Annotated in this window: 27 protein-coding genes; 21 read left to right on the top strand and 6 right to left on the bottom strand. The window is 44.8% G+C overall.

Going from position 1 to position 22,420, the window contains the following annotated elements:
- Nucleotides 1-141: 141 nt before the first annotated feature.
- From SLH55_RS03475 to pepT, 10 genes are all read left to right on the top strand, one after another.
- The gene (locus SLH55_RS03475; protein WP_219167333.1) at nucleotides 142-990 is read left to right on the top strand and encodes an ABC transporter permease subunit; all 849 of its coding nucleotides are present in this window, start codon (nucleotides 142-144) and stop codon (nucleotides 988-990) included.
- Nucleotides 987-2,003 (top strand): ABC transporter permease subunit, encoded by a 1,017-nt coding sequence (locus SLH55_RS03470; protein WP_320322655.1) that lies wholly within the window; start codon nucleotides 987-989, stop codon nucleotides 2,001-2,003. Before SLH55_RS03475 ends, SLH55_RS03470 begins: the two co-directional genes overlap by 4 nt.
- A 279-nt stretch (nucleotides 2,004-2,282) precedes the next feature.
- Nucleotides 2,283-2,969: a response regulator transcription factor gene (locus SLH55_RS03465; protein ID WP_320322654.1), complete on the top strand. Its 687-nt coding sequence runs from the start codon at nucleotides 2,283-2,285 to the stop codon at nucleotides 2,967-2,969.
- The gene (locus tag SLH55_RS03460; RefSeq protein WP_320322653.1) at nucleotides 2,962-4,326 is read left to right on the top strand and encodes a HAMP domain-containing sensor histidine kinase; all 1,365 of its coding nucleotides are present in this window, start codon (nucleotides 2,962-2,964) and stop codon (nucleotides 4,324-4,326) included. Before SLH55_RS03465 ends, SLH55_RS03460 begins: the two co-directional genes overlap by 8 nt.
- A 99-nt stretch (nucleotides 4,327-4,425) precedes the next feature.
- Nucleotides 4,426-7,446 carry an efflux RND transporter permease subunit gene (locus SLH55_RS03455; protein ID WP_320322652.1) on the top strand — a complete coding sequence of 1,007 codons (3,021 nt, stop codon included), beginning with the start codon at nucleotides 4,426-4,428 and terminating at the stop codon, nucleotides 7,444-7,446.
- Nucleotides 7,447-7,460: 14 nt separating this feature from the next.
- Nucleotides 7,461-7,766 carry a hypothetical protein gene (locus tag SLH55_RS03450; RefSeq protein ID WP_320322651.1) on the top strand — a complete coding sequence of 102 codons (306 nt, stop codon included), beginning with the start codon at nucleotides 7,461-7,463 and terminating at the stop codon, nucleotides 7,764-7,766.
- 59 nt (nucleotides 7,767-7,825) lie between these two features.
- Nucleotides 7,826-7,996, top strand: coding sequence for a hypothetical protein (locus tag SLH55_RS03445; protein ID WP_320322650.1), 171 nt, complete (start codon nucleotides 7,826-7,828; stop codon nucleotides 7,994-7,996).
- Nucleotides 7,997-8,108: 112 nt separating this feature from the next.
- On the top strand, nucleotides 8,109-8,510 hold the full coding sequence (locus tag SLH55_RS03440; RefSeq protein ID WP_219167327.1) for a YbaN family protein: 402 nt from the start codon (nucleotides 8,109-8,111) through the stop codon (nucleotides 8,508-8,510).
- 24 nt (nucleotides 8,511-8,534) lie between these two features.
- A complete protein-coding gene (locus tag SLH55_RS03435; protein ID WP_219167326.1) occupies nucleotides 8,535-8,714 on the top strand; it encodes a hypothetical protein in 180 nt (59 codons plus the stop codon).
- A gap of 203 nt (nucleotides 8,715-8,917) precedes the next feature.
- Complete coding sequence (pepT, locus tag SLH55_RS03430; protein ID WP_320322649.1) at nucleotides 8,918-10,153, top strand: peptidase T; 1,236 nt, start codon at nucleotides 8,918-8,920, stop codon at nucleotides 10,151-10,153.
- A 329-nt stretch (nucleotides 10,154-10,482) separates the two neighbouring features.
- On the opposite strand, the gene SLH55_RS03425 is transcribed toward pepT, so the two are convergent.
- Both SLH55_RS03425 and SLH55_RS03420 read right to left on the bottom strand, forming a co-directional pair.
- Nucleotides 10,483-12,597 (bottom strand): diguanylate cyclase, encoded by a 2,115-nt coding sequence (locus SLH55_RS03425; RefSeq protein WP_320322648.1) that lies wholly within the window; start codon nucleotides 12,595-12,597, stop codon nucleotides 10,483-10,485.
- Between the two features lie 276 nt (nucleotides 12,598-12,873).
- Nucleotides 12,874-13,620 carry an NUDIX hydrolase gene (locus SLH55_RS03420; protein WP_320322647.1) on the bottom strand — a complete coding sequence of 249 codons (747 nt, stop codon included), beginning with the start codon at nucleotides 13,618-13,620 and terminating at the stop codon, nucleotides 12,874-12,876.
- Between the two features lie 240 nt (nucleotides 13,621-13,860).
- Here SLH55_RS03420 and SLH55_RS03415 point away from each other — a divergent pair, with 240 nt between their 5' ends.
- From SLH55_RS03415 to SLH55_RS03405, 3 genes are all read left to right on the top strand, one after another.
- Entirely contained in the window at nucleotides 13,861-14,520 is a 660-nt protein-coding gene (locus SLH55_RS03415) for a lysoplasmalogenase (protein WP_219167322.1), read from the top strand.
- 161 nt (nucleotides 14,521-14,681) lie between these two features.
- Complete coding sequence (locus SLH55_RS03410; RefSeq protein WP_219167321.1) at nucleotides 14,682-15,221, top strand: sigma-70 family RNA polymerase sigma factor; 540 nt, start codon at nucleotides 14,682-14,684, stop codon at nucleotides 15,219-15,221.
- The gene (locus tag SLH55_RS03405; protein ID WP_219167320.1) at nucleotides 15,214-15,852 is read left to right on the top strand and encodes a DUF4367 domain-containing protein; all 639 of its coding nucleotides are present in this window, start codon (nucleotides 15,214-15,216) and stop codon (nucleotides 15,850-15,852) included. Before SLH55_RS03410 ends, SLH55_RS03405 begins: the two co-directional genes overlap by 8 nt.
- A gap of 44 nt (nucleotides 15,853-15,896) precedes the next feature.
- On the opposite strand, the gene SLH55_RS03400 is transcribed toward SLH55_RS03405, so the two are convergent.
- A complete protein-coding gene (locus SLH55_RS03400) occupies nucleotides 15,897-16,172 on the bottom strand; it encodes a hypothetical protein (RefSeq protein ID WP_320322646.1) in 276 nt (91 codons plus the stop codon).
- Between the two features lie 380 nt (nucleotides 16,173-16,552).
- Between SLH55_RS03400 and SLH55_RS03395 the strand changes: the two genes are divergently transcribed.
- From SLH55_RS03395 to SLH55_RS03370, 6 genes are all read left to right on the top strand, one after another.
- Nucleotides 16,553-16,858 (top strand): DUF3784 domain-containing protein, encoded by a 306-nt coding sequence (locus SLH55_RS03395; protein ID WP_320322645.1) that lies wholly within the window; start codon nucleotides 16,553-16,555, stop codon nucleotides 16,856-16,858.
- 51 nt (nucleotides 16,859-16,909) lie between these two features.
- Entirely contained in the window at nucleotides 16,910-17,104 is a 195-nt protein-coding gene (locus SLH55_RS03390) for a hypothetical protein (RefSeq protein WP_257474972.1), read from the top strand.
- Nucleotides 17,105-17,168: 64 nt separating this feature from the next.
- The gene (locus SLH55_RS03385) at nucleotides 17,169-17,822 is read left to right on the top strand and encodes a hypothetical protein (RefSeq protein WP_320322644.1); all 654 of its coding nucleotides are present in this window, start codon (nucleotides 17,169-17,171) and stop codon (nucleotides 17,820-17,822) included.
- Between the two features lie 50 nt (nucleotides 17,823-17,872).
- Complete coding sequence (locus SLH55_RS03380) at nucleotides 17,873-18,046, top strand: hypothetical protein (RefSeq protein ID WP_219167316.1); 174 nt, start codon at nucleotides 17,873-17,875, stop codon at nucleotides 18,044-18,046.
- Between the two features lie 49 nt (nucleotides 18,047-18,095).
- On the top strand, nucleotides 18,096-18,650 hold the full coding sequence (locus SLH55_RS03375) for a TVP38/TMEM64 family protein (protein ID WP_219167315.1): 555 nt from the start codon (nucleotides 18,096-18,098) through the stop codon (nucleotides 18,648-18,650).
- Between the two features lie 5 nt (nucleotides 18,651-18,655).
- Entirely contained in the window at nucleotides 18,656-18,871 is a 216-nt protein-coding gene (locus SLH55_RS03370; protein WP_320322643.1) for a hypothetical protein, read from the top strand.
- A gap of 18 nt (nucleotides 18,872-18,889) precedes the next feature.
- Here the strand turns inward: SLH55_RS03370 and SLH55_RS03365 are convergent, their stop codons facing one another.
- Nucleotides 18,890-19,423 (bottom strand): N-acetyltransferase, encoded by a 534-nt coding sequence (locus SLH55_RS03365; protein ID WP_320322642.1) that lies wholly within the window; start codon nucleotides 19,421-19,423, stop codon nucleotides 18,890-18,892.
- A 45-nt stretch (nucleotides 19,424-19,468) separates the two neighbouring features.
- Between SLH55_RS03365 and SLH55_RS03360 the strand changes: the two genes are divergently transcribed.
- Complete coding sequence (locus tag SLH55_RS03360; RefSeq protein WP_219167312.1) at nucleotides 19,469-19,651, top strand: hypothetical protein; 183 nt, start codon at nucleotides 19,469-19,471, stop codon at nucleotides 19,649-19,651.
- A gap of 70 nt (nucleotides 19,652-19,721) precedes the next feature.
- On the opposite strand, the gene SLH55_RS03355 is transcribed toward SLH55_RS03360, so the two are convergent.
- Together SLH55_RS03355 and SLH55_RS03350 are read right to left on the bottom strand one after the other, a co-directional pair.
- Nucleotides 19,722-20,486, bottom strand: a complete 765-nt coding sequence (locus SLH55_RS03355; protein ID WP_320322641.1) for a hypothetical protein — start codon at nucleotides 20,484-20,486, stop codon at nucleotides 19,722-19,724.
- 113 nt (nucleotides 20,487-20,599) lie between these two features.
- Entirely contained in the window at nucleotides 20,600-20,740 is a 141-nt protein-coding gene (locus SLH55_RS03350; protein ID WP_219167310.1) for a hypothetical protein, read from the bottom strand.
- A gap of 437 nt (nucleotides 20,741-21,177) precedes the next feature.
- On the opposite strand from SLH55_RS03350, the gene SLH55_RS03345 reads away from it, so the two are divergent.
- The gene (locus tag SLH55_RS03345; RefSeq protein ID WP_219167309.1) at nucleotides 21,178-22,371 is read left to right on the top strand and encodes an MFS transporter; all 1,194 of its coding nucleotides are present in this window, start codon (nucleotides 21,178-21,180) and stop codon (nucleotides 22,369-22,371) included.
- Nucleotides 22,372-22,420 lie beyond the last annotated feature (49 nt).

The following is a 22,420-nucleotide window of genomic DNA, read 5'->3' as shown; positions in this document are numbered from 1 at the left end:
TGCGGCTACCTGATGGCATATATGAGACACGATACTGGAGCTCAATCCGGAGAGGAATCATGGTCTGTATGGTTTAAATAACAATTTTATTATAAGGGGTCTGTGATGAACAGACTCCCTTTTTACAAAGGAGGGACCACAATGAAAACCACCATCCGCATTTTATCCATCATCCTGACCATCATTACCCTGGGAGCCTTCATCAGCACCTTCCAAAACGGCATCCATTTAAGCCTCGCAACCTTCTGGAAGAACTTCATCCATCTCATCGATGCCCTCATCCATCCCGCATCGATGACTTTCCAAGCGAAGTCGTTCGTGCCCAATGCGAAGTATGATGTATTTCCCGATTTCTTAGAGTTTTACTTTTACACACTATCTATATTGTTCCTTGGCTTTCTCCTTTCATTGGGGTTCGCCATTCTATTGATCCTGATCACGTTTCAGCTTTCACTGAAGAAAAGGAAGCTGTTAATCCGGAGTTCAACGATCCTCGAGTCCGTACCGGATGTGTTCGTCATCGTATTGGCCCAAATGTTCTTTGTGTTTCTATTTAAAAAAACCGGGATATTGGTCTTCGAAGTGGTGGGGGGATCGGAAAGACCTTATGCACTTCCGCTTCTAACGTACAGCGTCCTGCCGACGATCTTTCTTTACCGGACGCTGATCCTCATATTCGAAGAGGAATTGATGAAGCCTTACGTGGAGCTTGCGACAGGAAAGGGGTTGTCGGGTCTGCACGTATTGTTGAAGCATGTGTTCCGCAACAGCATAGTCAGTTTGATCAATCATTCGAAAATGATCATTTCGTTCATGCTCTCCAACTTGATCATGCTGGAGATCCTCTTTAATACATACGGTCTCACCTGGTTCGTCATTAATCATCCGACATACGAAATTGCCACCATGAGTGTCATCATGATGTTCATACCACTGTTTTTGTTCGAGGAACTGGTTAAAAAGATGAAAACGAAGGTGGTGGGAGGATGATCACTCTGTGGAGAAATAAGCTCTTTATGACCGGCTTTTTATTCATCTTCCTGATGCTGATGGGGAGCTTGATGTACGGGTGGTTCTTTGATAATGACATTCCGATTGCCAACCTCCGATTTACGGAAGATGGAGTGAAGGGCCCGCCGTATTCCCCGTGGGAGTATCCGCCATTCGGAACGAATAATCTTGCTGAAAGCATGTTTCATATCCTGCTGATCGGAGCAAAATTTACGCTGGGGGTCGCCTTTCTCGTAGCCGCTTTGCGATTTGTGATCTCATCTGTATGGGGAACGTTGTCCGAGTTATATCTTCCCAGAGTGAATGAACGGGTGCGTCCGTTTCTTGAAGCATTCTACTACTATCCAGTCACCCTTATCGCGTACCTGATGCTGTATTGGGTCCTGTTTGAAGATGGAATGTTTAACGGCACGGATTCCGAATTCACCTATGGATTTGGAACCAGGGTCATCATCGAAATCCTTGTTCTCACACTCGCTGCCGTTCCGATCACCTCCCTGACGATTTCAAAGGAAGTCAATCTGATTTTGAAGAAAGAATTCATGGACAGTGTCCAAATCCTTGGTGGGAACCGCAGACATATTCTCATGAAACATATCCTGCCGTTTTTGAAGCCTCAGCTTGTGGTCATCTTCCTGAGAGAAATGATCCAGGTCCTGATCCTTCTCGCTCACCTCGGGATCCTGGGCATCTTTTTCGGCGGTGGTACGATGAAGGAAGACCTCTTTCAAAATATGGTCTTCGTCTCCCTTTCCAATGAATGGTCCGGAATCATCGGCAACAACTTTCAGTTTCTGTTTACGACGTATTGGTGGATCGCGATCTGCCCGATCTTTTTACTGACGTTGACGGTGTTGGCATTTAAATTGATGCTTGAAGGGTATCAGAGTGTAGTAGCATCTTCTTCAGAAAGTCTACAGAAGCCTGAAAAGGTAGACATCACCCCTGTTGGAAAAGAGGAGCGTTTTGAGCGAGTGAGGAGATCAATATAGGAGAGAGAGAAAGACGCTTCGGTGAAGGGAGCGTCTTTCTTTTTGCAGCAATTGAGGATTGCAAACAACCAAATTTTGAAGGTGTATTTAACAGTAAAACCATTTACCTCTGTTACCCTCGGAGCCCAAACTCATTGGCAGAGCATGTGCAAATCATAAATAGAATGACAAAGTTTAATCCCATCAAAAATCTTGCTATAATACATATCAGTAAATGGAAATTCAGATAAACAATGTTAAAGAATAAATAGAAATCCCCAATCAAAAGAGGTAGATACTATGTCACTCATCACCATCCTGATCGTGGATGACGATCCCCATATCAGAGAGCTGATCAATCTTTATTTAACGATGGAAGGATACAATGTATTACAAGCCAATGACGGCGAAGAAGCAATGGAACTCGTCAGGCAGAAAGAGATTCATTTAGTGGTCGTTGATATTATGATGCCGAAGAAGGATGGATGGGATCTTTGCAGGGAGATCCGGGAGGACTATGACCTCCCCATCATCATGGTGACGGCGAAGGGGGAGAGCGAGGATAAAGTGAAGGGCTTCGAGCTCGGGACGGATGATTACATTGTGAAGCCCTTTGAGGAGAAAGAGTTTATCATGCGGGTGAAAGCCCTCCTCCGCCGCAATAAGGTCCACACAGAGAAGCGGGTGTCGATCGGGAATCTGACGATCGACAGCAAGAGCCTGGAAGTCATGCTGGGAGATGAGCGTATGGATTTTCCGTTAAAAGAGTTTCAGATCCTCTACAAGCTTGCGTCCAACCCGGGTCTGGTTTTCTCCAGGGAGCAGCTGATTGACGAGATTTGGGGGATCGACTTTGAAGGAAATGAGCGGACCGTCGACTCTCACATTAAGAAGATCAGGAAAAAGCTTGAGGGGAAGAGCTCGGACGTGTCGATTACGACCATCAGGGGGCTCGGTTATCGGCTAGGGGCGCGACAGGATGGTTAATACGATATATTCCAAGATGGTGTTGACGTTTCTCGGAGTCATGTTCATCAGTATTACCACCTCTTTTTTTATCACTTATAATATGTATGAAAAACGGGTCGTTGCCGAAGTCGAGGAAGAATTGATGGTGGCTGGTAAGGGTATCATTGAATTGTCGAGGGTGATGGAACCGGAAAGCGTCGAGAATTACATAGAGAAAGTATCGTCCATCCGTTATAACATTGCCCTCTATTCAGAAGATGGAAGGGCGAAATTTTACGGGGAAGCAAACCATGAAAACTATGCCACACCGGATGAGGTGAGAGAAGTGCTTGCCGGCGGTGTTCACCATATCACGAATAAGGATCCAAGATTTTTGAAGCATGCATCTGTGGGGCTTCCTTTTGAAGTAAAGGGTAAGAAGTACGCCCTCTTCTTGAAGCCTGTTCTCATCGGGAAGCTCGGTTTTGTGAAAAAAGTCCTGAAAACAGTATTGTTCAACGTCTTGATAATCGGTAGTGTGCTTTATCTCTTTGTCGCCCTTTATTTCGCACGTCCCATTAAGAAGCTGACGGCCTTCACGTCGAAGGTGGCGAATGGGAACTTTCATGAACAGGTGACGGTGAAGAGAAAAGATGAAATCGGTGAGCTTGCCGTAAGCTTTAACCGGATGAATAAGGAATTACATAGCGTCGAGAAGATGCGGAGTGAGTTCATTTCAAATGTGTCCCATGATCTGCAGTCCCCGTTGATGTCCATCAAGGGTTTCGCCAGGGCTTTAAAAGATCATTCTTTCCCTAAAGAACAGCAGGATCAGTACTTGACCATCATTGAAAGGGAAAGTGAGCGGCTCGGAAAGCTAAGTGCCAACCTGCTGCAGCTATCGGCTCTCGAAAGCAAAGAACATCCTGTGAAGCAGGAGAGGTACCTTCTCGACCAGCAGATTCGACAAGTGTTTCTCAGTCATCAACCCCAGTGGCTGGAGAAAGAAATCGTCATTGATCTGGAAGCGGTAGAACCTGTAGGACTGTCAGCGGATAAAGATCAACTGGAGCAAGTTTGGCATAATCTCCTGACAAATAGTATCAAGTATACGGATCATGGTGGAGAAATAAAGGTTTCCTTGAAAGAGGAAGAAGATCAGATCATCGTTGTGTTCTCTGATACAGGTATAGGGATGCCTGATGAAGATGTTCCCTACATCTTTGATCGCTTCTTCATGGTGGACCGGGCAAGGGAAAGCTCGAAACAGGGAAGCGGGCTCGGACTTTCCATTGTGAAAAAAATCATCGACGTTCACCATGGCACCGTTGACGTCACGAGTAAAGCGAACCAAGGCACCACCTTCACAATCACTCTTCCGAAAAGCATGGATTAACGTCCATGCTTTTTTCTATGGAAACAAATTTAATCCATTGGTCATATTGGGGTCACATTTCTCCTCTACGATGATATCTATCGAAAAGGAGAGATCATGATGAAGAATTTCGTTGATTATTGTTTGAAGAAAAACGTGGCCATCATCGTTTTGGCCGTATTGGTGGTAGCAGCAGGACTGGTTTCCACTCAATCCATCAAGGTAGAAACCTATCCGGATGTTGATTCACCCACACTTCTGATACAGGGGGTCTATCACAATCACTCATCGGAAGAAATTGAAAAAGCGGTAACGACACCGGTTGAAAAAGCGATTGAAGGAATCAAACCGTACGATTCCTTAACGAGCACCACGAGAGAAAATAGCTTTATGATTCAGGTAACCTATGAGTTTGGAGAGGATATGGATGAAATCGAAAGCAGCATCCAGTCTTCGATTGGGAAGATGAATCTGCCGGATGAGGTCGACCTATCCTACAAAAGGATCTCAGCCAGTGCCAAGCCCATCTATAAAATGGCGTTGTCCGGTGAGAACCTGGAGGAGTTACAGAATGATGTGAACGAAGCATTACTTCCATCATTAACGAATGTATCAGGCGTCAGTGATGTCAAGCTTTCGGGAACAACGGACACCAAGATCTTTGTGGAAGTGGATCAAGAAAAAAGCCGTCAGATTGGATTGAAGGCATCGGACGTTGCGGCTGCCTTGGAGAAGGAAAATGTGGTTCTTCCAGTAGGAAACCTTGAGAACGGAGGAGACGGCATTCCTGTCAGCCTCGAGGGGCATGTGAGTACCATCGAACAATTAAAAGAGGTTGACATCCCCATTCCTCCACCCTCTAAACAGGCATCCGGTCAATCGATTGCCCTGTCTGACATCGCAGAAGTAAAAAAGGTGAACGAAGCAAACGCCATTACCCGCTATAATGGGGAACCCGCCATTATCGTGGAAGTGTTGAAAACGCAAGAAGCCAATACTGCCGAAGTGGTGGAAGGGCTAAAAACAGAATGGGAAGGTTTTCACAAAACGTTCGACTATGATTCCTATACCATTATCGATCAGGGTAAAGAAGTGGAGAAATCTGTGAATTCCCTTCTCAAGGAAGGCGGATTTGGGGCCCTTTTCACCGTCGTGATCATCCTATTGTTCCTAAGAAATACCCGGGCGACACTCATTGCGATTTTATCGCTCCCCCTATCCATATTAGGAACGATTGCCGTACTTGATTATCTTGGCTATACCCTCAACATCATGACGCTTGGCGGAATGGCCGTGGCCATCGGACGGATCGTGGATGACAGCATCGTCGTCATTGAGAACATCTATAAGTGGCTCCAAAAGGAAGAATCGTATACGAAACGGGACATCATCCTGAATGCGACAAGAGAAGTAATCGGAGCCGTCACCTCTTCCACCATTGCCACTGTCGTCGTGTTTCTGCCCCTTGCCTTTGTAGGCGGGATCGTGGGAGAGTTTTTCAGACCATTCTCGATTGCAGTGGTCACATCGATCATTCTGTCACTACTTGTGGCATTCATGGTCATCCCTGTGCTCGCCTTCGCGTTTTTAAAGAAAGGAAAGCAGGAAGAGAAAACAGGATGGTTGGCAAAAGGGTACGACGGAATATTACGCAAATCGCTTTCCCATAAATGGGTGGTCATCACGGTTTCTGTCTTGATGCTTGTCGGAGCCTTAGCCATGGTGCCTGGGATCAATAAGTCATTCCTGCCGAGCGGTTCGGCCAATGCTCTTGAAATCGAGGTCGAGCTTCCCGTGTCGACGTCATTGTCTGAAACGGACAAATTCGCGAAACACATCGAAGCCGTACTCATGAAAAACGAAGAGGTCGAGTACGTTCAGGGAGCCGTCGGCATGGCAACTAACAGCAATCCATTACAGGTGAAGAGTGGTAGTGATTCAATTGCTACGTTCACTGTCCAACTGTCAGAGGGAAAAACGGTGGAAGGACAGAGAGACCAACTCGAAAAGACCGTTAAGGACCTTATGAAAGAGTACGATCAAGAAAGCACTATCCGATTGAAGGAAATACGCCAAGAAGGCCCTCCGTCGGGTAAAACCGTCGACATCACCCTTTACGGCGAGAATCCGGATCACTTAACAGAAGCAGCGGATAAAGTAGAGAATCTCATGGAGCAAAACGATCAATTGACCAATATCTCAAACACCGCTGCACAACAGCAAAAAAAGATCATTCTGGAGCTGAAAGAGGAAGCCAAGGAGCAGGGCATGACCGAACATGCCGTCTATCAGCAGGTCCAGGAACAGATGAACGCACGTCCCGTCGGAAGTCTTGAATTGGAAGAGGAAGTGTGGGTTTCCTATAATCATCTGGTATCGACCAAAATGGAATTGAATGAAGTCGAGATCATGACTCCTTCAGGAATCCAGCGACTATCGGACATTGCCGAGATCAAGGAAAAGAAAATACCGGCAACGATCGAACATAAGGATACCAAATCGGCCTACACTTTATCTGCCGAAAGCGAAGGGGAAGATGTCGGGAACGTAACAGAAGCCATCAAGAAAGACATGGAAGCCTTATCCTTACCCAGTGATATTGAGTGGAAAGTCGGTGGCGGACAGGACATGATGACAGAGGGATTCCAGGACTTGGGGCAGGCGATGATGATTGCTGTGGGACTGGTGTTCCTGACCTTAACCATCACATACGGTGGAATCATTACACCCCTGGTCATTCTATCCTCCATCATCTTTGTCCCGATCGGTTCTCTCGGAGCGCTCATGTTGACGGGTGAAACCTTATCCATGAGCAGCATGATCGGAATGCTTATGTTGATTGGGATCGTCGTGACGAATGCCGTCGTGATGTTAGACCGAGTGGAAAGTAACAGAAGAGAAGGATTGAAACTGGAAGCGTCGTTAATAGAAGCATGTAATGCCCGTTTCCGTCCGATCTTGATGACCGCACTCGCCACGATCCTGGCCTTGATGCCGCTTGCCTTGTCCGACTCTTCTTCAGGGGTCATATCAAAAGGCCTGGCCATCACGGTAATCGGTGGTTTGACCACCAGTACGCTGCTGACATTAGTCTTTATTCCAGTGCTTTATCGCTTACTGGGCAGATGGAGAAGGGTTTAAAAGGGGTGGATGAAGTGAAAAAATGGATTATTTTATGCCTATGTAGTTTATTCGTCTTATCAGCCATCATGTATATGACCAAACCGTCTCAAGACGACTATACAGCCTGGCTATTGGAGAACATGAGCGACCGTATGGAGGGACAGTCCCCGATGATGTCCATGGGGCTTTCCTTATTCGGGGAGCAAATGATTGAAAACCGTACAGAAGTAAACGACTATCTGGTGTTTAATACGTTTAATACGGAAATGAAGGGGAAAGAGCTGAAATTCATCGGCGTCTTCCACACGTTTATTCCTTTGTCATTAGACGGAGAGTGAAAGGTGTCATGGCGTCGCTCATTGATTCATATCCTTAGAGAATGAAAGGGGCTGCTCCCATGATACTCTCACTTTTTTTCTACCTGATGAAAAAAAACAGACAAAAGCAAGTTCAATTCCTGACGCTGGAAAACTTTCTTCAAGCCACTACCCTGAAGGAGGAAATCGTGAAAAAGACCCCTGATCAAAACTTGAATGCCTATTTTGATGAATGGCATGGATGGTTATGAAGCGGTGGGGACGGGATTTACAACAATCTCCTAAACAAGCAACTCCACCTTTCTGGTATATTTATAGTACAATGAAAGGAAGAAATCCGGCGAGGGTAGGGGAGATGGGTCAATGAAAAAAATGAAGAGCATCCTGTTCATGCTGCTAGGCTTCATCGCGTTAGTGTTCGGGATTGCCGGCACGGTGCTGCCCGTTCTGCCTGGAGGACCGTTTTACTTATTGTCGGCTTATTGCTTTGCAAAGAGCTCCAAACGCATGGAAGCCTGGTTCCAGAACACTTATATCTATAAAAAATACGTGGTCGCCTTCCTCGAAAAGAAGGGAATGACCCTTAAGGAAAAAATCAGGATCAATCTGACGGCAGATTTCTTTATCCTGCTATCCGTCTTGTATGTGGACATTCTAGCGGTCCGAATCATCCTGATCGGACTCGCTTTGTATAAGCATTATTATTTTATCAAGAAAATCCCGACAATCCGTCCTTCTTCGTATCAGGTGGAGGAGAGCCAATAACCCCGTGGGGTGGCTTGAGCTGAAATGAAGAAATACCAATTAAAACGAGATTTTAAAGGCGTGAAAAAAGGGACCGGATTCTATCTGGTTGTCGAATCAGAATACATCGGAATCAAGGAGTATGTGGTGAGAACGCAGGATTTCACCAGAAGGATGATCATTTCTGAAAGAGAAATGGAGAAATATTTTATACGATTGACATAAAGGACCCGTCGATGAGGAGGGTTCTTTTTTTATTAGACAATCCGGCATGATTATGGTGAAAGGGTTCATGATAATGGATTTTCTCACATTTCATATCCCGTATGATTCTTCCTCTACAGTCTCTACTTATGATTAAAAAAGAGCCAACGGACCTGTCCACCCGGCACGAATTTGATATGATAATAAAAAAGGGGGAATAGAACTTGAAACAAGAACTAATCAAACGATTAACCAGATACGTAAAAGTATATACAGAATCCAGGGACGGCGTGGAGGAAACGCCTTCTACACCTGGTCAGCTCGTCTTAGCCAATATGCTCGTGGAAGAATTGAAGGAAATCGGAATGACCGACGTTTCAATAGACAAGTATGGCTATGTGATGGCGACATTGCCGTCCAACACGGAAAAACAAGTCCCTGCCATTGGATTCCTTGCCCATGTGGATACGTCAGAAGACTTTACTGGGGAAAATGTGAAGCCACAGCTCGTGGAAGAATACGATGGTCAGGATATCGTCTTACATAAGGAGCAAGGGATTGTAATGTCTGTACAGGATTTTCCTCAGCTCTCCGGATATAAAGGGCACACCCTCATGACAACGGATGGGACGACCCTTCTCGGTGCGGATAATAAAGCCGGGATTGCCGAGATCATGACGGCCATGGCATACTTGATCGCTCATCCTGAAGTGAAGCACGGGGATATCCGCGTGGGCTTCACTCCGGACGAAGAAACAGGAAAGGGTGCCCATAAGTTCGATGTGGAACGGTTCAATGCCGAGTTCGCATACACAGTGGACGGTGGCCCGTTGGGTGAATTGGAGTATGAAAGCTTTAATGCCGCAGAAGCGAAGATCACCATCCTCGGCCGGAACGTCCATCCAGGAACAGCAAAAGGCAAAATGGTGAACGCGGCCAAAATCGCCATGGAATTGAATTCTAAACTGCCTGTGGAAGAGGCACCAGAATCGACAGATGGATACGATGGATTCTTTCACCTTACCTCGATCCACGGTGAGGTCGAAGAGGCAGCGGTGAATTACCTAATCCGCGATTTCGATCGTGAAAGCTTCAATGGACGGAAAAGAATGTTAGAAGAAATCGTCAAGGATCTGCAGGACATTTACGGAGAGAAAAATATTCAGCTGGATATCAACGACCAGTATTTCAATATGAGGGAGAAAATCGAGCCGGTCTTTGAAATCGTGGAACTCGCCAAGCAGGCCATGGAGAATTTGGAGATCACGCCGGATATCAAACCGATTCGTGGCGGGACCGATGGATCTACTCTTTCCTTTATGGGACTGCCGACGCCGAATCTCTTTACCGGAGGGGAAAATTACCATAGCCGATATGAGTTTGCTTCAGTCGATAATATGGAAAAGGCGACCCGGGTCATCATTGAGATTGTGCGGCTGTGTGAAGAGAGAGCAGAATAAAGAGGGACCTGACCCACTGGCACTGCTTGTGGAATAAAAGACTCGTCGATGATGGACGAGTCTTTATTGATGTAAGATTAAAGATTTTTCGACAATCCGGCATGGTTATAGTGGAAACTCGCATGATTATCCTCAATCCGGCATGATTATTGTGAAACCCGCGCGAATCTTTCAAATCCCGTATGATTCCCTTCAATACCCGCACGATTCCTTCCAAAAGTTAGATGGATGCTCCCATTCAACTCCATATACAGACCAAATCCCAATAAAACAGACACTCACAATCACGAAAAAAAGAGCCAAGGGACCTGTTCCCCCGGCTCAAATATTCAAGAACAAACCGCCACTTGATCCCGTCCGTTCCGTTTCGCTTGATACAATTGCTCATCGGCTCGTTGAATCATTTCGTCAATCGAGAGAAGATTTGCCGGCTGACTGCTGCAGAAACCGATACTGATGGTCAAGTAGATGAAAGTGCCATCACGGAGCTTCAGGCCTTCTTCCCTGAATACGTCCAGTAGCTGATGGGTCCATTCCAATGCCTCATGTTCTTCAACATTTTTCAAAAACACGATAAATTCTTCCCCGCCAAATCGCCCGACGATTCCCTTTTCATGGAATACCTTCTTGATGAGGTCGGTGGCAAAGATGATCGCTTCATCGCCGATTAAGTGTCCGTACCGATCGTTGATGCTTTTAAAGTGGTCGATGTCGATCAGCAAGAGGGATGAGGGTTCAGCCCCTGTATACATGTCGTTTACCTTCTCCAAAAAGTACTTGCGGTTTAACAGATTTGTTAAGTCATCCACCCTGGCTGATTTCTTTAACTCATCGAGATATTCTTTCTGAGCGACGAGGGCGGAGAACTGCTCGATGAATGCGGGAAGGAAGCTTTCCATGATCGACAGGTCCACTTCTTCCTGAGAGCTCCAGATCACGAAGCATCCGGTGTGGGAACGGGATGAAACCGGTACGGTGAAAGTGGAAGCGTCCAGGATACCGGAGCTGCCATTCTGGAATGACTTAAACTGATCTATGTAGAAATCTTCGAGATTTTCCGTTACGTTCACCTTCGATAGTACCTTCCATCTCGTCCTCTCCTTCGTCAGATAAAATCCCTTTTCAAAATGGGTGATATCCATCAAACAATGAAGTCCTTCTTTAGATAGGGATGTAAGATCCTCCATTTCGGTCATCCGATTCACGGCATGTTGGAGAAGTGTGTGGACATAGTACTTCTTTGTTTCATAGGCTTTCTCTTTCCTTATTCGCTTGATTCTGTCGGCGAGACCCAGGGAAAGGACCAATACTTCAAAGACAATCCCGACCTTAGGGGCATAGAGCGTAAAGTCCGTCAACGGAAGAAGCTGAAATGCCGCCAGGATGTTCAGTAATACGCCGATGAAAAGAAGAGACCAGGCAGTGAGATAGAACTTCGCTTCTCTTGTCTTCAGCCTGACCGTCACGGCGATGCCGACCAGAAATAGAACGAATCCCGTCGCCATCAACGTGCTGATCATGGTCATCGTGCCGATATTGACAAAGAAAGGCAATACCAGGCATAAAGCACACATCACATTGAAGAAGGAAATCACTTTATGGAGTATCGGCGAATGTTCTTTCAGCTGCAGGAAGTGCTTTGCGAACAAAAGGGCGAATAGAGATGTCCATATAATGAAGAATGAATTCGACCTCAGTGCCCACCACGGAAAGTCCCCCCATATAAACTGAAAGGCGAAACCATCCCAGATCGCCTGCATCATCGTAAATCCGGAAACAAACAATATGTAATAGAGATAACTTTTCTCCTTAAGTGAAAGGAACAGGAACGTATTATACACAATCATCGCCAACATGATCCCATAGAAAATCCCGTGAATGGATTGATTCATATAGTTGGCTTCCGAGAACGCAATCGGATCCCATAGTGACACCGGTGCTTGGAAGAAACTATCGGTCTCTATTTTTAAAAAATAGGTTGTGGTCGTTTTCTCCTCAAGATTCACTGAGAATACAAGATTACGATGCTTATAGTCTCTCTTGTCAAAGGGATAACGGTATCCCATCGTCTCTTCTTCCTGCAGTCTATTCCCTTTGAGGGCATACAATGTAACCGAACTTAGATGCGGCTTCTTGATTTCGAGGAGAAGATTTCTCTTCTCTCCAGAAGGATTGGCCAGATTCACTTTCAGCCAATATACGGTGTCCGAAATATCCCCGGAAGGATCCAAAGCGGGCAGCGGAACAAACTCGCCGCTTTTCCTGAGGATCTCTTTATCGGTAAGGTGATTCTCATCAACATACACTTCGAGTTGGTTGGAGAGATCCAATTCTTGCAGGGAATCGGGTATAACGACATTAGCCGCTGCCAGCACAGGAAAGACCGGTCCAAAAATCATCGTGAAAGTAAAGGTTAGGAAAAACAAAGTCGCAATTTTTTTCATAAAGGAGGCTCCTGGATTTACTTAATATTGTATGATTATAGCATAGGATTTTTGGTAGGAAATTGAAAAAGGGTAAAAAAAACGATTGATTTCCTCATTCTATAATAAGGGGAGATTGTATGGGGCTGTTCCAGATTCATTAGTGAAGGGGGAGCGTTCTGATTCACTTATCCTTGAACGGGGAGGAATTGCTCGATTACTTAGAGAATCATGTAGATTCCCAGAATCTTATGATACGTTTAAATAGAGGTCCTGTTTGGACAGGACCTGTTCCCATTACTTCACCTCTTCCTCCAACACCACCGTCAAAAAGTCCGACCTCGGCCTTTCATCCCTCTCGAGGAAATCGGAAACGGCCAACCGGTCTGCAGGAAGTTGGACTATCGAGGCAAACTCCGGCTTGTGGCCAGCCTCTTTTAAAGACTGTATAAATGTCTCATAACGCTTCATAAATTCCGCGGAATCAATCCGTAACTGAATCATATACACGAGGGCAATATTTGCCCAATGCACGATATATCGGGGCTTCACGCTTACAACGACATAAGGGTCATCCAAATCGATGCCGACTTCTTCCTGCACTTCCCGTTTCAGAGTGCCGGCTATGTCTACGCGGCCCCCGTGGATGTCCTCTTCATCAATGCCCCCGGCAACGAATTGAATGCGTCCTGGAGTAGCGGTCCAATCATTCATCTCACCTAACATGAACTGATGATCCTTCGTAAGGAGCACACCGTTCGCTACGATGACTCTGCATTTATATGGATCTGTCATATTCCCATTCTTTGTATATGAAAAATGAGCATAATCCGTTTTATGCAACGTGACCCTCAGCTCATCTTCCGTTTCGCACATCCCTTTGATCGAATAGACTACACCCCTGTGAAACGCATTGCCACCTGATTGAAGCGTTTCCCAATAAGACTCGATGGATTCTTGAAGGGTATCTGGAAGAAGCAGGGGTTCATCAGCAACGGATAGGGTTACGTCCGACGGGATTTTTTTGATCTGGACTTTGTTCACTTCTTTTACACCTCGTTTTTATGATTTGGCAATGATACATGGTGCCAAGGGACCTGTCCCCATGGCTCGTTTTTTATTTACGTATGGTTTAATGGAAAGTTTCATCTTTGGATTTCAGAAATGCGGGAGGAGAAGTTGTGAGACCCGTCCCTCGCGGCCACAATAGAAGGAATTCCCCTACCGAATCGAGTATATATATCAAGGAACAATAAAAATCTCCACCACTGGATGTGACGATTCGTGAAAAAAAGTTTATTGCCCATTTTCATTGCCTTGATGGGGGCTCTTTATCTATTCATCATTCCGCAAGATCCTTTACCGGTTAAAGTCATCTTTAAGCTGATTCCGATGTTCCTCATCATTTTCTATGCATTCCTTCAGTTACCTGCCAAATCCGCATCATCCATGCGTCTCATCCTTATCGGCCTGTTCTTCTGCATGCTCGGGGATGCGTTCATTGCCTTTTCGTTTGTAGCGGGACTCGGTGCTTTTCTGGTTGGGCATGTGTTCTATCTGTCCAGTTTCTTAAAGGTGTCAAGTAGGACGAAGTGGGGGCTCGCAGCGTCGATCCCGATTGCCTTGTATTCCTTCACCATCGGCAGTCAGCTCATTAAAGCCCTTCGAACGGGCGGGGATGACATTCTTGTCATTCCGGTCCTGGCATACATGGTGATCATTTCCCTGATGGCCCTGTCGGCAATCATGACCGGAAACAAGTGGGCCATCTCAGGTAGCCTTCTATTTGTCCTGTCTGACTCGATTCTGTCATGGAACATGTTCGTGGCCGCTATCCCTTATTCGGATGTCCTGATCATGTCAACCTACTATTCAGCACAATTCCTGATTGCGGGCAGCCTCGCGTCCTTTTCGGGGGACAAAGTGAAAGAAAAGATTGTATGATCTGGAATGGTTTGTCATAATGATACCGAGCAATAGCGACACACATCCTGTCGGGGACTCCTCGCCGGGATTTTTATTTGGATTATTTTGTAAAAAACAAACCTTTTTCATTTGAGAACCGACTTATTACTAGAGATACATAAAGCAGGTGAATGTTTAAAATGGAACAACGGACGAAATCCGAGAAGGACCGACTACTTGAGGAAGCCATGACACAGTACGGAAATGATGTCTATTATGTTGTCTATTCGTATGTAAAGGAACACAGTCTGGCAGAGGACCTGACCCAGGAGATTTTCATCAAGTTTTATAGAAAAATGGATACCTTCAGAGAGGATTCCTCTCTGAAAACATGGATCATCAGCGTGGCCGTCAATCACTGCAAGGATTACTTAAGGCGGTGGGACACAAGGATGGTCAGTATCTCCAACAAGATCAATGAAATGGTCAAAGGGAAAATGGGTGCGCCTGAACAAACCGTGATCGAGAACGAGCGGAATTCAGCACTGATCGAGAGCGTCTTATCACTTCCCGTTAAATATCGGGAAGTCATCTTCTTATATTATTTTGAAGAAATGAAGTTAGCTGAGATCGGCGTGAGCCTCGACATCAACACGAATACCGTGAAAACCCGGCTGACAAGAGGCAAGGCATTGCTCGGTTCCACGATCAAACGTAGTGAGGTGTATAAGAATGGATGAACTGAAATCTTTACGTGGGTTGATGAAAGAAGAAACGTTCAAAGGCCGGGGCTTTACGAATAAGATGCGAGAGAACATCCTGGATGAAATCCATTCCAAGCAGCCCAAGTCGTTTTCTCTTCCCAAAAAACCGATATTTGCCCCCATCATGTCTGTACTATTTTTCGCCGCCTGCCTTTCGATTTTTGTTTACTTCGGTGGAACACAACTGGGTATCTTCGGAAGTAACGCGAGCGCCCCGTTATATGAAGCAAGCGATCGCCCGGAGGTTCTGGGCCGGGAGTTCAAGTATATCACCAAGGTTCCATTCGAGGTGAAAAATGTCAGCACCAAAACAGGGGATGGACCAACTGGAAGCAGGCAAGTAGTCACCCTCATGGGACCGGAAAAACAGACGATCAGGATATCATTTCAGCTTCTCGAGCCGGGGACTGATACGACCTTGTCCCAGGACCCGGTGAAAGTCGGTTCTTCTCAAGGAAGTTATTCTGAATCAGAGGGTCCCCTAAAGGTGAGTATGCTGACTTGGATAGAAGGCGATGCCATGTATGATATGACATATATGCCGGCACGATCCGGCATCACTCTTTCCAAAGACGAGATGATCAAGCTGGCGGAGTCCTTCCGTTGATGAAAATAGGGTGGTGGATACCTGCTCCATCACCCTTTTTCATGTTATGAGGTCCAGTATACGGAATTCACAATGGTTCCGTTCTTGTCATAGGTGACTTCTTTCCACTGCCTCCCGCCATTTGCGCTTCTGTATAGGAGGATCGTGTAACTCCCCGACATTCTTCGGGAGAATTCCTGCCAGGTGACGCCACCTTGGCCGCCTCCGTCTTCAATGGCATCACTTCCGTCATTTTCAGCAGCGAGTGTAGCAACTCCTGTGGTAAAACCGGTCGACAAAATCAAAGAAGATACAACGGCATACGTAAAGAAACGTATCATTAAAATCACCTCGTGTTGTTAGAAAATGACAATAATCAATGCTAATCATACTATAAAATTCTTGCATTCGATTACTCCCCAAGCAAGGATGTGGTAGGAAAATCACGGGTCAAGATCTGGATAGCTATCGGAATCCGATTAGGATATTAATATTTTAATAATAGCGAGATAGAAAGATGGAAATTTGACAAGTTGGCATGAATAGGAAAAATTCCGCGCGATTATCGGGATCTTGGCATGATGAATTCGAGACCGGCATGAATAAGGAAGGGATTGAATAAAGTTTGTATATTTGAAATAATTGGTAGTGTTGGTAGTGATGTGCTTAACAAATGAAAGTAAAAGGCAAGATTAATAGACTCATTTAGGAGGAACTTCCAATGTACCTACCCTTTATCATTTGTATATGCGTTGGACTACTGATTGCCTACCTCGGATATTTAATCAGGGTAAAGAAAAAACTCTATCTGATTGCCGGTTATCAGGATGATGCATACAAAGGGGACAAAGAGAAACTTGCGAAGGTATTTGGCTTATATATAATGATAGTCGGTATGATGACAATGATTCTACCGTTTGCCCTTGAATTTATTGGACTCTATACAGGAACGGTATTCGGGATTTTGATAGGAGTTTCAGCCATCGTCCTCAGCGTGTATGTGATGAGAAATCAGATGAGGACATGAGGAGAAATCGCAAACCGATCAGGAAAACAATAGAAAAGGGAGTGAATCTTCTTGAGTACCGATCAATCTTCCGAACAGGCCAAATGGAGTGGGAAATACGGAAGTCTTGCTATTGCATTCTGCAATTTGATAACGTGCATAACAAGCTGGGGAGAGAATTGGATTCTTACTGTTCTTTTAGGGATGGGCGTATTGGTTTGTGGAACAATGGGTATTTTTGATCTTAAACAACATATAAAAGGATAGATGTTCTGTTCCTTCCCGCAACTGCGTTTATTACATATGATTAATGAAAAAGGAAGTTGAATTCATGATTAAAAATAAAAAAAATCTCATAGCTTCAGGCTTGATCCTGATTCTTTGTATGTCACTTTATTTCCCATTTCCGAATGCCCCAATGGTTTATGAGCGGATGACGTTCATGTCTTTTCCTATACAAGATCAAGATGGATACAATGTGCTGGCGATCATCGGTTCTTTCTTATTTATCTTTGCTATCGTTTTACTTGTAAGGGGTCTGTCAAACTATCATATCCGCACCGTGATCATCGTTGCAATTGTTTATTCTCTATTACCATTTGGACTTATAAAGGTTTATCAGGAAACGATGGCGGATGGAATTAGGGCTATTTCATACGATGGGAAGGGAACGTGTGACTTTGAGAAGATAGAGGAAGAAGAATTTACAGGGGAATGTAATATGCTTATCTCTAATCATAGCGGTGAACCAGTTACCTTTGAAATTGAATTCCTGGATACTTTTTTTCCAGGATCCAAGACGAGATTCACCTCTCTCATGAATGAAAACGGTCCCTACACTGTCACAATCGAAGCGAATGATGAAAAATCAGTCAGCCTGGAGGAGATACTCGACCTATCGGATATTCCCAATCATGTTGATGGGGGCAGCTCAACGGAGGTCCATTTTAAAATCAAGGATGGGGACAAAGAACGGATTATGTAGTGAGCATTGGATTTAATCAACTATAAAGGGTACCATTTGGAGGTGAAACATTGACATTGATTGTATTGATCATGGGATTAATCGTGTACTTTATCGGCAACTCGAAGAAAAATCTCACCATTAAAGGAATGGGCATTGGATTTATTCTTGCACTATTCATTTTCAAGGTTCCTAACTTCATAGAAGGGTTTATTCAAGGAGTAACGAAAGGTTTCATGGGTTGAACATAAAACAGAAAGATCGACAGTATAGGATCATAAGGAGCGTAGCAGAGTGGAAACACACCTCTTAGAATGGTTCAACACATTAGGCATCTATGCCATCGCATTAAGTATTTTACTCAATATCATCATCAGTGTTTTAGGGGTTTTACCGAGCGTCGTGATCACGGCTGCGAATATTACTTTTTTCGGATTCGAAAAAGGGTTGGCTGTTTCAATCGCAGGAGAAGCGCTGGGAGCAATCGTCAGTTTTTATTTATATCGCAAGGGCATCAAGAGATTATTTCAAAATAAGGAGATAAACAACGGGTTGCTGACACGATTACAGAACTCGAAGGGATTAGAAGCTTTTTGTCTGATCATTGCCCTCAGGATCTTTCCTTTTATTCCATCCGGTCTGGTGACATTGGCCGCTGCCATCAGTAAAGTCGGGATCATCAACTATTCCATAGCGAGCACAATTGGGAAAATGCCGGCTCTGGTCATTGAAGCCTATTCGATTCAGCAGGTGCTGGTGTGGAACTGGAAAGGGAAAGTCATTTTGAGTGTGTTTTTACTTTTCATCATTTGGCTTGTTTTAAGCAGGAAGAAATCAGCAAAGGAGTGAACAGATTGAAAATCACCAAACGAAGGCTGATATGGCTCATTCCAAATGTATATTGTTACCTCATGTTTATAGGGGTGGCCCTTTTTATCACAATCTATTTTGAAGGTCTGCAAGAAATCAATCGTCTGGGAATATGGTTAGTAGCGATGATCCTGTTGCTCACGGTCTCTGTTCACGGCAGTTACACCATTTTGAAATGGATGAGAGAGGGAAAGCTGTAGCACAATGACAACTTTCCTTCATGAAGAGAATGCCTCAGAATAGTGTACGACACCTTGTACATCGTGTAAGCCGTTCTCCGTCAATTCCGTTGCCATGAATACGTTATCAGGCACATCAAATGGAGCCCTGATATTCCATGAGCTGGCAGGTTTAAACCCGAATTTAGGGTAATAGTGTTCATGTCCCAACACAATCACGGAATGATAACCCATCTCTTTCGCCCGGGATAATGCTTCCGTGATCAAACGGCTTCCGATCCCCTTTTTCTGATAATCTGTTGCAACCGACACAGGGGCAAGGGCCAATGATTCCACCGATTGGTCCTCATCGACGATGGTCACTTTGGATAGAAGGAGATGGCCAATCGGCTGGTCGTCTGAATCGGTCGCAACAAGTGACAATTCAGGAATATAGGCATCTGATCTCCGTATCCGTTCGACAAGAAGATACTCCTTCTGGTCGCTGAATTCCGCGTTTGAAAAAGCGTCTATCACCAAGTCCTGGATTTTTTTGAATTCTTGCTTCTGTTCTGGTCGAATGATGGTATCCATAGGATCGTCTCCTTTTTCATAAAACAAAGAAAGGTGTGCATGAGCATGTTAAAAAAAAGCATCCGATTTCCCCTGATCTATTTCGTAACATCGATCATTTATCAATGGATCAAGAACGGAGAAGTCAGATGGATAGAAAGTAGTGCAATATGTTTCTCTATGTTCTTATTTGTATTGTTATTTCATTGGGCTGAAAAGCCGTATGAGTGGAAAAGAAAACAGCATTAAGTGGCATACAATAGTGAGGAAGACGAAGGGATTTTGGTGGGACTGAGTAGTAGACAAGTGGTGATATGCACTACCTCTCCACCCGGTTTTCAAGATTGAAGACCCGCTTATCCAAGTCAGTCATTCTGGTATTCGTATAGTGAAATTCAGATTCTATGCTTTGCTTCGTCACCTTTAGCATCGCAATGACATCTTCGGTTTGTGAGGCTTCAATCCGGTTGACGGTTTCCTTGATTTCCTTCACATCATCTTGAGTCGTCCTTAAATCGGAACTAATGTTGCGAACATCAGCTTGAGTTTCTTTTAAATCGGAACTAATGTTGCGAACGTCAGCTTGAGTTTCTTTTAAATCGGAACTAATGTTGCGGACGTCAGCTTGAGTTTCTTTTAAATCGGAACTAATGTTGCGGACGTCAGCTTGAGTTTCTTTCAAGTCAGAACTAATGTTGCGGACATCAGCTTGAGTTTCTTTCAAGTCAGAACTAATGTTGCGGACATCAGCTTGAGTTTCTTTTAAATCGGAACTAATGTTGCGGACGTCAGCTTGAGTTTCTTTCAAGTCAGAACTAATGTTGCGGACATCAGCTTGAGTTTCTTTCAAGTCAGAACTAATGTTGCGGACATCAGCTTGAGTTTCTTTTAAATCGGAACTAATGTTGCGGACGTCAGCTTGAGTTTCTTTCAAGTCAGAACTAATGTTGCGGACATCAGCTTGAGTTTCTTTTAAATCAGCACTTATGTTGCGTAAATCCGCTTGAAACGTTTGCAGCTCACTTCGAAACTCTTTCATTTCACCTTTTAAATCAAATAATAGTTCAAGTATCTGCTTTTCCATTTTTCTCACCTCCTTCACTTCATTATAAAATATAGGCATCGTACAATCTACCTTAAACCATTTCCTTTTTTAAAAGAAGATAAAGGGACGGCATTCATCGCCCCTTTCCATCCTTAATCCCGCATGGATCCCGCTTCCCGTGAAGTCATTGCACCTTGGCCTGCGGCTACATCTTTTTGAATTTGTTTTTTTACCTGCTGTGGGTCCGTCCCTGATGTCATGGATTTCATATCAGACTGATCTGGCTTTTTCATAAACCGATCACCTCCTTAAGCCATTAGTATGAACGGTACTACCAGGTGATATGAAAAATCTTTCCTTGTCCAAAAAAAGGAAGGGAGCTATAATAGAAAAGAATCTTACACAATAAAGGAGGGAATATCATGCATACGTTCACTTTAGACATCAAAAAATACCGTGTATTAATGATGTCTATTATTGGAATTTCAGCCGTCCTCGGGACACGTCTGTCCTTTTTTAGCTGATTTTTCATAGTGATGAACGAGTGTATGATTTCCTATAATAGCGAGAGCCATGGGGAATGATTCCCTGTGGCTTTTTTTGTGCAATTCGGGCGGCTTGGAGGGGAAGGTGTGGTTATTCAGCTGCTGAATTTCTGAGGATTTTCAGCAGCTGAAACCCAATGTCGTCCGAGCCTATTTATTTTTGTGTTATGAGAGGACGAAATGAAATGATGAAAACAAAAAACAATATATATCTGCTGTATGTTTATTTATTTTTTGCTCAACTGTTTTTCGACCGGGCACTATGGGTCATCTACCTTGGCGATAAAGGGATGACCTTAGGTGAAATCGGGATCCTTGAGGCCCTGCTCCATTTGGCTATCGTGCTGTTCGAGGTTCCGACAGGGATGATCGCTGATTTGTACGGGCGGAAGATCAGCCTTGTTATCGGGAATGTGTTCAGTCTGCTATACGGGTTGTTCATGCTGATGAGCGGGAATTTCTCCATGTTCACCCTGGCGTTCCTGTCCATGGGGCTCATGGTCACCCTTCATTCGGGTGCCGAGCAGGCTTTTGCTTATGACACATTGAAAAATGAGAAACGGGAAAAGGATTATACGCGGGTCATCGGGAGCATGACGGCGATTTCCCTGCTATCCCTGAGCCTCGCGAAATTCCTAGGCGGCTTCATGGCGGAAGTGAGCTGGGAATGGGTATACGGATCCACGATCGTCACCCACGTCATGGCGGTGATTCCTCTTCTTTTCATGAAAGAACCAGAGCGGGAGAAGACCGAAGAAATCAGCGGGCGCTGGTACAACCAGTGGGTCCATCAATTCCGGCTGGGGGTTAATGTGTGGAGAAATAACAGGGTCATTCACGCACCGGTTGTCCTTTTTATCCTGGCGAGTAGTGTCATGGTCATCATGGTATTCTACGGACAGGAATACTTTGTTGAACTGGGCTATTCCTCCATCGTCGTCGGAGCCGTCTTCACCATCGAAGGACTCCTCGGCGTCGTGATGGCAAAGATTGCGTATAAGGTAGAGGAACGATTCAAGTTCTTCAATATCCTATATTACGGATTAGGACTTTTTCTTGTCTTTTTCGTGCTGTTCATCTTCGCAACGGACTGGGCGATCCTACTGTCGTTTCTGATTCTTGCCCAGCTCTTGAGTTTGTTCGAACCGATCTTCAGCTCATTTGTGCAGAGCTTTTTGAAAAGCAATATACGCTCGACTTTTCTTTCCTTGATCGGCTTAATGGAGAGCTTTGTGATCATGATCAGCTTCCCACTCTTCGGCTATGCCGTTGAACGGACTGGATTTACCGACGGGTTTGTTTGGCTTCTCGTCATTTTCTTTGTGCTGGCAGGCGGGTATCTGGTTGCGCAGAGGGTGAAGATAGAGGGACGGACCTAAGAGATGAGCTTCTCATCACTGTTTTGAGGCGCACCGATAAAAATGTGGA

It is taken from the genome of Rossellomorea sp. YZS02 (assembly GCF_033963925.1).
Classification (GTDB): Bacteria; Bacillota; Bacilli; order Bacillales; family Bacillaceae_B; genus Rossellomorea.
The sequence above is the reverse complement of the archived record's forward strand: the minus strand, read 5'-3'. Positions and strand labels throughout refer to the sequence as shown.

Coding starts and splice junctions, on each gene's coding strand:
- SLH55_RS03475 (WP_219167333.1), top strand. CDS start 142: ATGAAAACCACCATCCGCATTTTATCCATCATCCTGACCATCATTACC.
- SLH55_RS03470 (WP_320322655.1), top strand. CDS start 987: ATGATCACTCTGTGGAGAAATAAGCTCTTTATGACCGGCTTTTTATTC.
- SLH55_RS03465 (WP_320322654.1), top strand. CDS start 2,283: ATGTCACTCATCACCATCCTGATCGTGGATGACGATCCCCATATCAGA.
- SLH55_RS03460 (WP_320322653.1), top strand. CDS start 2,962: ATGGTTAATACGATATATTCCAAGATGGTGTTGACGTTTCTCGGAGTC.
- SLH55_RS03455 (WP_320322652.1), top strand. CDS start 4,426: ATGAAGAATTTCGTTGATTATTGTTTGAAGAAAAACGTGGCCATCATC.
- SLH55_RS03445 (WP_320322650.1), top strand. CDS start 7,826: ATGATACTCTCACTTTTTTTCTACCTGATGAAAAAAAACAGACAAAAG.
- SLH55_RS03440 (WP_219167327.1), top strand. CDS start 8,109: ATGAAAAAAATGAAGAGCATCCTGTTCATGCTGCTAGGCTTCATCGCG.
- SLH55_RS03435 (WP_219167326.1), top strand. CDS start 8,535: ATGAAGAAATACCAATTAAAACGAGATTTTAAAGGCGTGAAAAAAGGG.
- SLH55_RS03425 (WP_320322648.1), bottom strand. CDS start 12,597: ATGAAAAAAATTGCGACTTTGTTTTTCCTAACCTTTACTTTCACGATG.
- SLH55_RS03410 (WP_219167321.1), top strand. CDS start 14,682: ATGGAACAACGGACGAAATCCGAGAAGGACCGACTACTTGAGGAAGCC.
- SLH55_RS03405 (WP_219167320.1), top strand. CDS start 15,214: ATGGATGAACTGAAATCTTTACGTGGGTTGATGAAAGAAGAAACGTTC.
- SLH55_RS03400 (WP_320322646.1), bottom strand. CDS start 16,172: ATGATACGTTTCTTTACGTATGCCGTTGTATCTTCTTTGATTTTGTCG.
- SLH55_RS03395 (WP_320322645.1), top strand. CDS start 16,553: ATGTACCTACCCTTTATCATTTGTATATGCGTTGGACTACTGATTGCC.
- SLH55_RS03385 (WP_320322644.1), top strand. CDS start 17,169: ATGATTAAAAATAAAAAAAATCTCATAGCTTCAGGCTTGATCCTGATT.
- SLH55_RS03365 (WP_320322642.1), bottom strand. CDS start 19,423: ATGGATACCATCATTCGACCAGAACAGAAGCAAGAATTCAAAAAAATC.
- SLH55_RS03360 (WP_219167312.1), top strand. CDS start 19,469: ATGTTAAAAAAAAGCATCCGATTTCCCCTGATCTATTTCGTAACATCG.
- SLH55_RS03355 (WP_320322641.1), bottom strand. CDS start 20,486: ATGGAAAAGCAGATACTTGAACTATTATTTGATTTAAAAGGTGAAATG.
- SLH55_RS03350 (WP_219167310.1), bottom strand. CDS start 20,740: ATGAAAAAGCCAGATCAGTCTGATATGAAATCCATGACATCAGGGACG.
- SLH55_RS03345 (WP_219167309.1), top strand. CDS start 21,178: ATGATGAAAACAAAAAACAATATATATCTGCTGTATGTTTATTTATTT.